Consider the following 13,387-nt stretch of genomic DNA (forward strand, 5'->3'; position numbering starts at 1 on the left):
GGCCGGCAACGAGCCTGATTCATGCTGCCGATCTCGGCCGACCATGCCTCAATCTGGACCAAGGCCAGCTTTCTTCGGCAAACGGGCTCGGTCCTACCTTTCTCGGCGAGCAAAACTCCACCACCGTGCCAAGCGCTCACGCCACCATGCTAAGGACAAACACCAGTTCGTCCTGTCGGTGGTCGCGTATGATTCCCTCCCTAGGCACCATTCCCACCGTTCGGCACAAAACCGCGATCCCCATCGGCATCCAAGGTTGATGTCGTCGCCGACGGGTCAGCGGATCACAGCCTGCCGCTCTGCGCCGCGTCGCCTGGGCACGACTTCGACCGCCGCAGCCAAAAGGCTGGGCTGAAGCAGGACGGCGAACTCTTCGAGCGATATAGGGCGAGAAAAAAGATAACCTTGCGCCATGGTCGCGCCATTTTCGGCCGCGAACCGAAGGTCTTCGGCCGTTTCGACGCCTTCCACGACCGTTTCGAACCCCAATTCGTCCGCAAGTCCGAGCGCAAGGCGTAGGATCGTTTGCTTTTCGCGGTCTTCCGCAACACCCGCCACCAGCGTGCGATCGAGCTTTACGGCGTCGAAGGGGAGCCTCGCCATCGTCGAAAGATTCGAATAGCCGGCTCCGAAATCGTCCATTGCGAAACGTATGCCCAATTGCCTGAGCAGGCTTATTCGCTCGCGCACGACATCAGGATTGCGCATCGCGACCGACTCTGTGATCTCGATCTCGAGGCGTGACGGCGGGAAGTCGGCCTCGCGAACGGCCGTGACGATATCCTTGATGAACAGCGGGTCCTCGATTTCCGTCGCCGCAACATTCACGGCGAGCACGAGGTCCGAGCCGGCCCGGATCAAGCCCCCGATTTCGGCGAGTGCGCGCCTGAGTACGAAGCGGTCGATCTCCATGATGAGGCCGATCTCCTCCGCGATCTTGATGAAGCGCTGAGGAGGAATGTTACCTTCCTTCGGGTGATGCCAGCGCGCCAGCGCCTCCACCCCTACGATGCGGCCATTCACGCAGGACACCTTGGGCTGGTAATGGACGACGAGTTCTTCATTGCGGATCGCCAGGGCGAGATCGATTTCGAGCGCATGGCGGGCACGGGCGCCCTCTGCGAGATCCGGAGTGAAGAATGCGTAGGTATTGCGTCCCGAACTCTTCGCGACGTACATCGCAAGGTCTGCGTGGATCAGGAGATCGTCATAGGTTGTGCCGTGGGTGGGACAGATCGCGATGCCGATGCTGACGCCGATGGTTGCATGGTTGCTCTGAAGCTTGACGGGAACTTGCAGCGTCTCGATCATCTCGCGGGCCCAGAGGCTCGCGGCGTCGGTGGTCTTTACCCCAGCGATGATGGCGACGAACTCGTCGCCCCCGACCCGGGCGAGCAGAGATTTGCAAGCAGTACCCCTGGACGTCAGCAAAATACTCAAGCGCTCGGCTACCATCCTGAGCAGCTCGTCGCCAGCCTTGTGCCCGAAAGTGTCGTTGATGGATTTGAAGCCATCGAGGTCGAGGAAGAACAGCGCTGCGCCCTCTTCTGCGCCGATGAACGTCGGCGCATCGACGCGCATCTTCTCCCGATTGGGAATGTGGCTCACCGTGTCGTAGAAAGCGAGCTGACGAATTCTCCGAGTGCTGGCCCGCAAATGCGTCAGCATTCGCTCGAATGCGAGGCCGAGGCCGCGGACCTCGCCGATGCCCGTTGCGCGGAACGGAACGTCCATATTGCCACCCGCGATTTCCTGGGCGGCCTTGGCGAGCGCCGAAAGTCCTTTCGTGAGGTGCCTCACGACGGCCAACAGCGCGACGACCAAGGCACCGAGCGCCAGCGCCGCCGTTGCCAGGAACTGCCACATCAGCGAACGCGTATGGGCTGCGCCGATCTGGAACATCTGATCGCGTGTCGTCGTCACGAGCGATGCGCTCGCGAACGTACACACCTTGAGCGTCGCCTCGTAATCGACACAGCGCGCGACGTAGTTACCGTCATCCGAGCGCTGCAGCCCGGCCAAACGCGTCTTGGCGCTGCTGAATCTCACCCCTTCAGGCCCCGCGGAAGACACGATCTCGTTGTCACCCGTGATGATGACCACGCCGGCATTGGCCAGCGAAGTGAAGTTCTCGAGAGTCCGCTCCGTGCGCCCGAGCGGCCGGATGGCGGCAAGCGCGCCGATGAGGTCGCCGAAGTCGTCGAACACGGGCTCGATTGCGGTATGCGCTATGGTGTGGCGCGGCGGCAGGCCGAGCGCTGACAATTCACGCAATTTAAGCTCATAAGTGCCTTCCTCACCCTGCGGGTGCGAGCGGCTATTGTCCCCGAGGATCGCGCTGAGATTGACAGAGAGGGCGGTCCCCTCGAGCGCCCGGTTCAGCGCGAGGAGATCGAGAGGCGTGTTGGCGCCGATCACGCGACCGGTTTCGTCGAAGGCGATCAGCCTTTCGAAGCCGGAGGTCGAAGCAACGATGCTGAGCAGCTCGCGGATAGTTACATCGTTGTTCGAGGCGACCGCCTTGCCGACATCGGCGCGCTGAGCGATTTGACGCAGGCGAGATGCGGTTTCTGCGCCCAGGACCTCGATTCGCGCTCGCGCCAACTGCGCCTCGCCGTCGAGGCGATGAGCGAGCTGGTCTTCTGAGAGTTCACCCAGTGCCGCAGCCTGATGCCTCAGTTGCTGCTGCAGGCGTAGCGCCGTCAAGCCGCCAATGACGCCAAGCCCGAGGACGCCGGTCGCGAGCACGACGGCAACAAGGCGCATGGCGATAGACGAGGGGAAACTCGGAACCCCGGACGCAACGGCCCAACGACGCCAGCGGGGCGGCGCCCTCGATGCCTGTGCCAAATCCGCGTCAGTCGCCACCACCGCCAGCACCTTGAACTTACGGGGGCCGGTCAATGTCGCTCAGGCCCCTTCCAGGCGCCAACCTTAGGGGAGTGAAATATCCAAAATCGTCTATTTGATCGGCTATTTGTGGCTGGATAATTAACAAACGGTTTTTCGAAACCATCAGATTTTGTGCTTTTACCTGCTGTCCGGCACGCTGATGAGTCCAAAAGACACGGTATTGCGACAACAGAAGGTTTAGGTTTCTTTGCCAGATTGCGCACCTCGTGGTTCGAAGGGGTTTGCCATGGCATTTTCGAGGATAGCGGCGGCAATTTTGGGCCTCTGCCTTGCGGGGGTGAATGCCGCTGGCGCCGAAACACGCAGGCTCGACATCGTCGGGACCGGAGACGGCATCGATGTCCTGCGCGTCATCGCCGCGAGCTTCATGCAGCAGGAAGGATCGCCACAGATCGAGATCCCGCCGAGCATCGGTTCTGGCGGAGGCATCGCGGCCGTGGGGTCCGGCAAAGCGATCTTAGGGCGCGTCGCGCGCCGCCTGACCGACGCCGAGGCGGCTTCGGGCATCGTCTATAAGGCGATCGCCCGGCTGCCCTCGGCTTTCATCGTCCATCCCGGCTGTGGAGTGAGTGCCGTCACGAGCGATCAGCTCGTTGGCATCTATTCGGGCCGCCTTGCGAATTGGAAGGAGCTGGGCGGCTCCGATATGCGCATCCGTGTCGTGCGGCGCGAGGACCAGGACAGCACTCTCACTGTGCTACGGGCCAGCATGCCCGGCTGGCGTGATCTCGAGATCACCGAGAAATCGAAGACGGCAACGACCACACAGGAAGCGATCGAGACGGTTCGCGATGTTCAAGGCGCGATCGGCTTCGGTCCCTTCTCGCGGCCGTTGGAACAGGGGTTCACAGTGCTTCGCGTGGACGGTCACTACCCGACCGACGCGGATTATCCCTCGAGCGTGGTGCTGGCGCTAATCTATCTAAAGACGTTGCAAGATCCGGACGCCTTGGCCTTTTTACGCTTTGCCGATACGCAGAAGGCAGCCGACGTCATTACCAGCCTCGGTAGTCTGCCCGTCAAGCCGTGAGCCGCCAAGGCTCGCTGGCCGCCGGCGCGCTGAGCTCGGCATCGGCTCACAGACCGGGGCGATCAGGCTGCTCCCGACTCCGCCATAGACGGGTGATCTTGTCCATCAGCGATGGGGTCTGAGAGCTCGGCAGGAAAGGATCGGCGTAGCATTGCGCATTGGCCGAGCGTGCCTTGTTCGTCACGATATCGACGAGACCAACGGGGCCGGCGACGTAGACCGTATCCTCCAGTCCGAGCAGGGGCAGGTAGTGCGATGGGCGCCCGGGCCTGATCGGCAGGGTAGATCCGACCTCTGTCGTCGCAATGACGTCGCGGACACCGTCGTCGATCAGCCACTGCAACGAGGGAAGCATATAGAGGTTATCGGCATCCCGGCTGCCGGCGACAACCACCATTTCGCGGTTGCGCTGGCTTGAGCGCGCCGAACGTGCCAGCGCCCAGATCGGGGCCCAGCCTGCTCCGCCGGCGACCAGCACCAGCGGCCCCTGGCCCTGTCGTAGATAGGCTTGTCCGAAGGGGCCTTGCACATGCGCCGCATGGCCGGGCCTGATGGCCTTGCCGATCTGCCCCGACACGGTGCCGTCAGGCAGGCGCCGGATATGGAAGACGAGTTCGACTTGCCTGAAGGAACCATCGAGCCTGAAGGTCGGGCTGAACTCGCGCGCAGGATAGCCGGAAAACTTCACGCGCACATATTGGCCCGGCCGAAAGTCGAGCGGCGCTGAGGTCGTCAGCACGACTTCGGCGATCTCTGGCGAGAGCTCGTTGATCTCGGTAACGGCGCACGCGCGCTTCGTCGGCAGCGGCAATTCTTCGAACTCGATCTCCGCATCGCCTGCGACCGCGGCCTGGCAGGCGAGCACAGTGCGGCCATGGCCCGAGCCGCCGTCATCAACCGAGCCCGAAACGACCGTCACCCGGCAGCTCTGACATTGTCCCGATCTGCAGTCGTGCGGAATGAGGATCGAGCCGCCGAGCGCCGCGTCGATCAGGCTTTCGCCGGCGCGGGCTTCGACGAGCTTGCCGTTGAGGACGAGCCGACACTGACTCTTCATCGCGAGGCCTCTGGGCGCTGCGAATTTCTGCGAGCTGAGTGCTGCTTGCCGCGCCAGAACGCGATGCGCGGATGAGGGCGAAGCCCTGCTTCAGCGCAGCCGCGCCGCAGTGGTCTCCGGTCGAGCAGGTCGCCCCCCATGGGATGCCTATTTCTGCGTGACGACAAGCACCGGGCGGTTATGGCTCGCATGCCGCGTCTGTGTATGGTCGAAGACAGCGACCCACATGTAGAGATCGCGGCCCGGCACGAAGGCTTTGTCATATCTGCCATCGCTTTTCATGTTGCGCGTCAGCTCGAGCGTCCAATGTCCGTTGCTCCATTTTGAAACGCCGGTGACATTGGCCCGCTCTCCGTCGTTGTCGCCGGCAATAATCACGCCGGGCAGGATCGTGCCGACGGGAATCCTCGCGTCGGCCTCTGGCGTGTAGGGTTCGCTCTCCCGGTCGAACATGTACCAGCGGCCGTTCTCGTCGTCGCTGCTGTTGGGATCGAGATCGAATTTGCCGAGGGCTGCGACCTGCGCCTTCCAGTCCTTGGGAAGCCGCTGAACCGCGACGGGCCCTTTGTCGTTCTTGTGGATGAACTTGAAGTTATACGAATAAAGCGTGCGACCGGGCTTGTTCCAATAGCCACCCTGGTAGCGGGCATCGTAATTTTGCTCGTCCAGGGTCGGGGCGTAGGGCGGGCCGATATATTGGCTGTCGACACGCCCGAGCATGCCCCCGCGCGATGCCTTCCACTGCCACATGTCTATGTAGCTGCCATCGGTCGTGAAGTGGAAGCCCCGGCCGTTGAGCGGCATCGGTTTGCCGGGCAGAGGGTTGACGCCGAGACTCGTCGCGCCCGCGCCGCCGAGCGATGGATTATCCGAGAAAATGACCGACAGCTTATCCTCGTAGAAGTCGACGGCGTCTTGCAGGCCCGTACGCTCGTCGAGGACGTGCCAGCCATCCTCTTTCTTGATGATCGGAATGCGGCGCAGGGAGCGCGTGGGATCGTCCCAGCGGAAGGCGAAATAGATCTTCTGCCCGTCGTGCAGGGCGCGCACTTCCACGCGCGATTCGCCCGATCCGTCGAGATTGGCACCCTGCTGCGTGCGGATGACGACGGGCCGCGCGCGCGACCAGGCGGGATCGCCCATGGCGCCGTCCAGCTTGGGCGCGTCGCTCACCCGCGCGATGACGAGCGTATCGCGCGTCGCCCAGTCGAGCCCGGCGACGCCGCACGCGACTGCCACCCCGATTGCGGCGGCGACGAGAAGAGGCCTCGGCCGCACGGCCTTCGTGATCGCGAGCGGCTCCGGCCGAAACAAGCGGAAGATCTGCAGCCAGCCGCCATAGAGAAAATGCGCGGCGATATGCGCGAAGATATAGACGAGCCCGACGAAGGCGGCGGTCGAGTGGAGATAAGCCCACCAGCCGCCATAGCCGAGATACATCATGACGCCCGTCACCGTGAGGAAGATCACGAGTGCATAGACGAACCAGTGCAGGATGACGTTGACGGCTCCCCATTTGAGGCGAGCCGGAGCGCGCATCGCGAGGATCCGCGTCTTCTTGGGGCTGTTGCGCTCGACCAGGCCGCTGCGCGCGAGGTAGGCGACGTAGGCCGCCACGCAGAAGAAGACGGCGAGCCCCGCGAGCAAATGCCAGGAAAAGATCTCGCCTTGCGGCAGGACGGGAGCGAGCCATTTCGAGAAGGGGGCGTGCAGCGCGTCCGCTGCGATGCGTAGGCCCGTAACGAGGCTTACGACGAACGCGAGCGCAGTCGCCCAATGGAGCGTTATCGTCCCGACATCGGTACGTGGCGGGCCGTCGTGAGGCTTTGTTTGAGCGAGGCTTCTCTCGGTCAAGGCGTCGGCGTTCGTTCGAGCGGTGTCATTTTTCATTGCACAAAGCCTACCCAACATAAACCAGCAGAGCTACGTCGTCCGCTTTCGCTTCTCCCAGAAAAGCGGACAGCTGCGAACAAACTATCTCGGGGTATCATAAGCAAGTTATCAAATCTGGTGAGATTGCCCGACAACTCGTCCCCACGAACGGCCGCTTTGCGTAGACAACCCACTTGCCTTGCGCAGTGGTGCCAGAAAGCTGCGAAGCATTGGGAATTGGGCGAGATGGGCGTGGTCGCCAAAGAAGCTAAGGCGGCCGGCAACGATCATTATCCCAGTCACAGCGGTCGGCCAACGAGCCGCCCGTGGGGCGTACGCCAGTCTCGAACTCGGTCTCTGACCCAGGTTGGCTCTGGTGCCGGGCAGACGAGAGCGCGGCCGTTGCGCGGGTCGCTAAACCACGTCCATCATAAGCGCGACGGAAACCGTTGGGAGACATGGCAACCTTCAGTGACTCGATCCAACCTCGCAACTTGAATTTGTATAGCAATTTCAATTATATAAGAGTTCGCAACTTTGTCCTGAGTGGCGCGCCATCCCACCAAAACGAACTTGAAACCTTCGATCCGGACATGGGCCTCGCCCATGATCATGGCGGACCTGCGCGTCGCTGGAGCGATCCATCCAGATCCCGCTTGAAAGCCCGCCTTAACTTTAAGTTGCGTTAAAATATTCGTCTAGCTATGGTTCGTCACTCTCTCGGGGAGTGTGCCCATGGCACCGGCGCGCGCCGCGCACTCGTATTGAGACATTGGCCGGCGCTTCGACCAGGTCACGGGATCTCCGCAGCCGGGCGCATAAGCTTTTCGTCGACGGATATTGCGTCATCGACGATGTCTTGACGCAGGAAGATCTGGCGGGGCTTCGGGCGGTCTGCGATGCCCAGACGGTGGACGAGGAGCGCAAATTTCCCGGCGACCGGTTCTTGTTGGGCCATGTGACCGACGTCGGCGCGCTTCCGGAGCTCGGCTGGTTCGTCGGGCTCGAGCAGCATTATGCGCTGCCTCTCTGCCCGTCCATGTGACTTGGCTCGGCAAACTGTCCGATCGGCTCGATGGCGGCCTCTGCTTCGGCCGCGCTCTGATTAAAGTCACGGCAGCCGTGCTGCCTTCTCGATCCCACGTATGTCCCAACTCCATGTGTCAACGGTAACCGAGTCGCGTATTCCTGAAACGAGAACGTCGTATTACTTGAATTATGATCATCATATGAAAGCGCTGCGTTCGGCGACATCCCTGCCGCCGATTTATGCACTGAAAGAACGATATGAGTGATGACTCAGCAGAATTCTTCGGGAGCGTACGCGCAACCAGCAACGCCTCCGCGCAAACCTCAAGTCGCGGTACGATTTCATCGTGGGCGGATCACAACGGGATGAGAACGCGCGTTCGAAACGTGTCTGGCCGCCAGGTTCACCGGCCTCCAATCAAGGGGACTGCGCCGACGCGCCGAGAATGTCGGCCGAAGCACAACACGCCAACCTCTCCAAGCGAGTCGGTCTATGAACGGTCTCATGCAAAATCAACCGCTGTTGCTGTCGTCTTTGTTGCGGCATGCCGAGCGGTTCCATGGTGACACCGAGATCGTCTCGGTCACGACCGAGGGACCCATCCATCGCGCGACCTACGGCGCCGCCGCGCGCCGCGCGCGAAAACTCGCGGACGCGCTTCGACAATTCGGCGTCGGCCAGGGCGACCGGGTCGGCAGCCTCGCCTGGAACAATCATCGTCATTTTGAAATCGAATATGCCGTCACCGGAATGGGCGCAGTGTGGCACGCCATAAATCCGCGGCTGGTACCAGCCCAGATCGCCTACATCGCCAGACACGCCGAGGATAAAGTTCTCTTCATCGAAAGCTCGTTCGTTCCCCTGATAGAAAAGCTGGCGGGCGAACTGACGGTGGTGAGCCTGTTTGTCCTGCTGGTCGACCGGGCGTCGATGCCGTCGACGACCCTTCCGAACGTCCGCAACTACGAGGATCTCCTCGATGAGGGCGAGGAAGATTTCGTGTGGCCGTCGTTCGACGAATTGTCCGCGTCGTCGCTCTTCTACACGTCGGGCACCACCGGCCATCCAAAGGGCGTGCTCTATACGCATCGATCGGATGTTCTCCATTGCCTTTCGATATGCGGCGCTTCATCCGGCGCATTTACCGCGCTGGATACCATCCTTCCAATGACCCCCATGTTCCACGCCAATGGCGCATGGGGCTCTACGCACGCGGCACCGATGGTCGGCGCCAAGCTGGTGCTGCCAGGCCCGAAGATGGATGCTGCGAGCATCGCCGGGCTGATCGAAGCGGAAGAAGTCACCGTGACGGCCGGCGTGCCGCTTCTGTATACAAGGCTGCTTCAACATCTCGAGACGGAAGGACGCGGCGCCGGCTCGCTGCAGCGAATCATTGTCGCCGGTTCCGCACCGACCCCGGTCATGATCGAGGGCTTCGAACGCATGGGCGTTTCAGTCAAGCATGTGTGGGGCATGACCGAGACCAGTCCGACAGGGACAATTCCGGGGCCCTCGCGCAAAACCGCGCGATCTGCTGCTAATGTTCAATTGCGGCGCAAGACGGGACAGGGACATCCGATCTACGGGGTGGACGTCAAGATCGCGGATGCGAACGGACATGAATTGCCGCGTGACGGCGTGTCGAGCGGACGGCTCATGCTCCGAGGCCCCTGGGTCGCGCGCAGCTATTTCCGCGATGAGAAGCCGCTGTTGGAGGACGGATGGTTCGATAGCGGGGATTTCGCCGTCATGGACGAGGACAATCACATTCGCCTCACTGACCGGGCCAAGGACGTCATCAAGTCGGGTGGCGAATGGATCAGCTCCATCGATCTGGAGAACCTCGCATCGGGTTGCCCAGGGGTCGCGGACGCCGCCGTCATCGGGATTCGTCATCCGCGATGGGAAGAGCGGCCGTTGCTCGTGATCGTCCCTGACGCGACCAATCCAGCGACAGCGCAGTCGATCTACAGGTTTCTCGAAGGCAAGATTGCGAAATGGTGGATGCCCGACGACATCGTCTTCGTCGAAGCGCTCGCGTATGGGCCCACGGGCAAGGTGCAGAAGATGGAGCTGCGCAGTCATTACGCGCAGCATTACCGGGACGCACAAGATTGAGAGCCAGCCGCAAGATCGATGGCCGGTGGAGCGCCCGCGCAATTGCCAACGAGATCGGTCTCCGCCTCACACCGGAAACGTCAACGACTTCGCCAGCCTGACCAGATCGACCTGGCGACGGCATCCTGTCTTCTGGAAGACGTGAACGAGGTGACTTTTCACGGTGGCGACGGAAACGCCGAGCGACGCCGAGATGTCGGCGCGTGTCTGTCCTTCGCAGATGAGCTCGAAGATACGAATCTCTGCCGGCGTCAGGTCGTAGAGCTGGATGAGAGCATCGTGAGGCAATCGCGGCGGCCCGGAGGCCGACGTCACGAACAAGGCGGCGGCGGCCCTCTGGATCAGACCGGATCGCATATGGCCACGTCGCAGCGGCAGAACGTGGATGACGAGAGGGTCACCGTCGGGGCGAGGGATCGGGATGCCGATGCCTTTCTGGCCGAGCGTCGCCTCGTCCTTCGCGGCCTGTGCGATGGCCGATTGCAATGTGCTGGTGGTCGTCGCGGATTGAACGGCGATCCGGCCATGTTGAACCACGATCGGATCACCCGACGCGAGCATGGCGTTCGCTGTGGCGTTGGTGTGAACGATCTTCGAATCCTCGTCCGCCAGCACGACGCCGACCGTCAGAGCCTCGACGGTCGCGGCGAATGTCGCGGCTTCGACCGCCTTCATGTCGAACAGATTGCTGATCGTCACGGCGCGGCGGATGTGAGGCGCCAGAAGGCGCAATCCGCCGATCTGCGCATCGTCGATGGGGCCGGCCGACTCATGCTGGCTGAAAATCGCGTTTCCAACCATGGTCTTGTCGCGAACGAGGCCGACGGCAACGGCGTCGAATAGGCCCTTGGGCAGGGCCCATTCGCGATAATAGCGATTGGCGGAAATGACGTCCTGCCGGACCGCCTGGGATTGAACGATCGGCTCCCCGAGCGGATATTGCTGAATGCGCTCGGCGCCGCCCCAGAGCTCGATGATGTCAGCCCCGTATCCGATCGCGTTCTGAGACATCTGGGCGAGATCGCTGGTCCCGGAGACCGCATTGACGACGGCCTTCATGTTCGAGAGGCTGGCGACCGAGAGCGCGCCGGTGGCGAAGCCGAACTCGGCGCATATCCCGTCCAGAACCTCGGTCCAGCGTTCCGGTGCGATCACACAATCATAGATATCGCCGATGAGATCCGAGAATTTCTCGACCGAAGCCTGCTGCATTCCAAACTACTCACTTGAAAAATCGCGCCGTCACTTGAAATCAAATCGGGAGTGGCTTCATCGCTTATGGCGGATTTCACAACTCTCACCCCAAGGTCTTATCACCGCGATTCCGCGGTGCAAACGGGAACGCCGGACACAAACGCTTGTGGTGCCTGTTGCACGGCTGTCATGATTTTCGCGAATGGCGCGGGCGTCTGAGGCCTGATTAAAACTGTGGCAGACGCTCCGGCGAAACCAGTAGCGTGGCGGGCGCGTTTGGTTTTCACATCGTCTTCAGAAATTCGACCAGCGCCCGCCGTTCCTGCGGCGTCAAGAGGCGTCCGATCACGCCGTCCTTTCCATTATTAAACTCGTGCCCGGTGTTGTGGTTGCCCCGGAGCCTCGTATCGAGCTCGAATCCGTTTTCCAATTTGTCAGTGCGATATCCGACATTGACCGCGTCATATTCGCGGTTGCCCAGGTAAAACTTCGACGGCCGCTCGCCGACCGGCGACAACAGGGCATAAAGGTTGGGCACCGAGCCGTTGTGCAAATACGGCGGCGTGGCCCAAATCCCGTTGAGCGGACGCGCCTTGTAGCCCAGTGGCGCCTGGATGCCGTTGTCCCGGTATCCGTTCATCTCGTCGCGCTTCGCCGGCGTAACCGGTGGTGTCTGGCCGTCATACCAATGCTTGAGGGTCTTTGCGGTGACCTCACCGAGCGCGAAGCCGAAACTGTCGGAGGAAATATCGAGCTCCCTGGGAATCGTGACCTTGCGGTCGGCCATGTCCTGGGCCTGCGCGGGATCGGTGCCGATCTCCGTGAAGGGGACGACCTTGAGGCGGAGATAGCGCTCGCCTGGATAACGCTCTACCGTGCGCTTGTCCGGCAGCGACCAGCGATCGGACATCCAGAATTCGGCACTGCTCACGGGCGGCATATGGCACCCCTGGCAATGCTCCTTGTAGAGGGCCGCACCTTGGTCGGCGAGCGTCTTGTTGACAGGAGGAAGCTCGGAAGGCCACTGCGGTGACTTCAATCCGCTGAAGCCCGTGCTTTCATTCGGCTGCTTCCCGGCCAGCGATTTCTCGATCCTGTCCAGGTTCATGATTTCGATGCCTGAGTTGTAAAGCCCACCCTTCGCGCTTGTCAGGTTGATCATCGCGGATACGCCCATGGCTTCACCGGCATTCCGCACCATGGGCTGTTCGATCGATGCGTTGTACTGGACCCAATCGAACCACGAGGAATCCCAGATGCGCGGGAAATGCACGGGCGCCGATGTGGCGGCATAGTTGGCGGGAATCTTGAGATCGACCGCAAAGACCTCGTTGCCGATGCGGTTCAACGCGTCGAGCCTGCCGAACCCTTCGACCACGCTCTGCGGAGCAACCATGGTGTCGAGATCGGCGAGTCCCTTGCCTTGCGCCAGGATCTTGTCGAGCTGCGCAAGCAACTGGCTCTTTTCCACCTCGCTCGGGTCTGCTCCGATCACCTTTTCGGCGAACCGGTCGAAGCGGTAGGGCACGAAGCGCGTGAACGCCAGCGAGAGGCCAAGCGCGGTCCGGAACTTGCCGAGATCCGTGAGTGCCGGGCCGCCGTCGACCAGGAACTCCGTGCCCTGGTAGGTGAAGCGTCCGGTGTGGCAGGCCGCGCAGGTCAGCCCGATCCGCGTCATGTCATTGTACGGCGCCCGTGGATTTTTCCAGGGCTGCGCGGTGGCATCCACCATGGCCTTGCCGCGCGCCATGCCAACAGGCAATCCGAGCTTGGGATCGGTCGGATCTGGAATGAATCCGAAACGATCGAGATAAGCCGGGTCGCTCAATAGTCCCACCGATGTCAGCGACAACACCGGCTGTTCGAGGGCCATGAACCATTCGTAGGGGATGTGGAAGGTCGCCGTCCCCTGATCGGCGTGGTGAAACCAGTCGCGCTTGTCGGTCCAGTTCTGGTCGAGCCAGCGGGTCTTCTGGGCGGTTGGATATTCCGGCAACTTCACCCTGATCCCGTCATAGACCTTGGCGACATAGGGGTAGCCAATCACGCCCGCGATCACGACGAGTGCGGCAACAATGACTGAGAAGAGCAGGGCCAATGAGGCGACGCCTGAATTCGGTTTCCACGCCATTTTGCTCTCCTTGGCTGGCTGTCGAAGAACTCAGCCTGAATC

The 13,387-nt window shown here is 61.7% G+C and carries 8 protein-coding genes and 1 pseudogene; 3 read left to right on the forward strand and 6 right to left on the reverse strand.

Annotated features, from left to right (window positions below):
* Positions 1-276: 276 nt before the first annotated feature.
* A complete protein-coding gene (locus tag B5V03_RS14830) occupies positions 277-2,904 on the reverse strand; it encodes a putative bifunctional diguanylate cyclase/phosphodiesterase (protein WP_245502219.1) in 2,628 nt (875 codons plus the stop codon).
* A 235-nt stretch (positions 2,905-3,139) separates the two neighbouring features.
* Between B5V03_RS14830 and B5V03_RS14835 the strand changes: the two genes are divergently transcribed.
* Entirely contained in the window at positions 3,140-3,943 is an 804-nt protein-coding gene (locus B5V03_RS14835) for a PstS family phosphate ABC transporter substrate-binding protein (protein ID WP_129271223.1), read from the forward strand.
* A gap of 46 nt (positions 3,944-3,989) precedes the next feature.
* On the opposite strand, the gene B5V03_RS14840 is transcribed toward B5V03_RS14835, so the two are convergent.
* The 3 genes and pseudogenes from B5V03_RS14840 to B5V03_RS43025 form a co-directional block, all read right to left on the reverse strand.
* Positions 3,990-5,000, reverse strand: a complete 1,011-nt coding sequence (locus tag B5V03_RS14840; protein ID WP_129271021.1) for a 2Fe-2S iron-sulfur cluster-binding protein — start codon at positions 4,998-5,000, stop codon at positions 3,990-3,992.
* A 147-nt stretch (positions 5,001-5,147) separates the two neighbouring features.
* The gene (locus B5V03_RS14845; RefSeq protein WP_129271022.1) at positions 5,148-6,890 is read right to left on the reverse strand and encodes an ethylbenzene dehydrogenase-related protein; all 1,743 of its coding nucleotides are present in this window, start codon (positions 6,888-6,890) and stop codon (positions 5,148-5,150) included.
* Between the two features lie 142 nt (positions 6,891-7,032).
* A pseudogene (locus B5V03_RS43025) lies at positions 7,033-7,154 on the reverse strand (IS91 family transposase); the annotation flags it as partial.
* Positions 7,155-7,731: 577 nt separating this feature from the next.
* On the opposite strand from B5V03_RS43025, the gene B5V03_RS14850 reads away from it, so the two are divergent.
* Both B5V03_RS14850 and B5V03_RS14855 read left to right on the forward strand, forming a co-directional pair.
* The gene (locus tag B5V03_RS14850) at positions 7,732-7,917 is read left to right on the forward strand and encodes a hypothetical protein (RefSeq protein ID WP_129271023.1); all 186 of its coding nucleotides are present in this window, start codon (positions 7,732-7,734) and stop codon (positions 7,915-7,917) included.
* Between the two features lie 477 nt (positions 7,918-8,394).
* Positions 8,395-10,020: a long-chain fatty acid--CoA ligase gene (locus B5V03_RS14855; protein WP_245502221.1), complete on the forward strand. Its 1,626-nt coding sequence runs from the start codon at positions 8,395-8,397 to the stop codon at positions 10,018-10,020.
* Positions 10,021-10,086: 66 nt separating this feature from the next.
* Here B5V03_RS14855 and B5V03_RS14860 read toward each other — a convergent pair whose 3' ends face one another.
* Positions 10,087-11,232 (reverse strand): helix-turn-helix transcriptional regulator, encoded by a 1,146-nt coding sequence (locus tag B5V03_RS14860; RefSeq protein ID WP_129271024.1) that lies wholly within the window; start codon positions 11,230-11,232, stop codon positions 10,087-10,089.
* Between the two features lie 265 nt (positions 11,233-11,497).
* Positions 11,498-13,345, reverse strand: coding sequence for a di-heme-cytochrome C peroxidase (locus tag B5V03_RS14865; RefSeq protein ID WP_129271025.1), 1,848 nt, complete (start codon positions 13,343-13,345; stop codon positions 11,498-11,500).
* Positions 13,346-13,387: the final 42 nt, after the last annotated feature.

The sequence above is a fragment of the Bradyrhizobium betae genome (genome assembly GCF_004123905.1).
Taxonomy (GTDB): Bacteria; Pseudomonadota; Alphaproteobacteria; order Rhizobiales; family Xanthobacteraceae; genus Bradyrhizobium; species Bradyrhizobium betae_A.

Excerpts from the sequence above, each read along its gene's own strand:
- B5V03_RS14835 (WP_129271223.1), top strand. The coding sequence starts at position 3,140 with ATGGCATTTTCGAGGATAGCGGCGGCAATTTTGGGCCTCTGCCTTGCG.
- B5V03_RS14840 (WP_129271021.1), bottom strand. The coding sequence starts at position 5,000 with ATGAAGAGTCAGTGTCGGCTCGTCCTCAACGGCAAGCTCGTCGAAGCC.
- B5V03_RS14845 (WP_129271022.1), bottom strand. The coding sequence starts at position 6,890 with ATGAAAAATGACACCGCTCGAACGAACGCCGACGCCTTGACCGAGAGA.
- B5V03_RS14855 (WP_245502221.1), top strand. The coding sequence starts at position 8,395 with ATGAACGGTCTCATGCAAAATCAACCGCTGTTGCTGTCGTCTTTGTTG.
- B5V03_RS14860 (WP_129271024.1), bottom strand. The coding sequence starts at position 11,232 with ATGCAGCAGGCTTCGGTCGAGAAATTCTCGGATCTCATCGGCGATATC.
- B5V03_RS14865 (WP_129271025.1), bottom strand. The coding sequence starts at position 13,345 with ATGGCGTGGAAACCGAATTCAGGCGTCGCCTCATTGGCCCTGCTCTTC.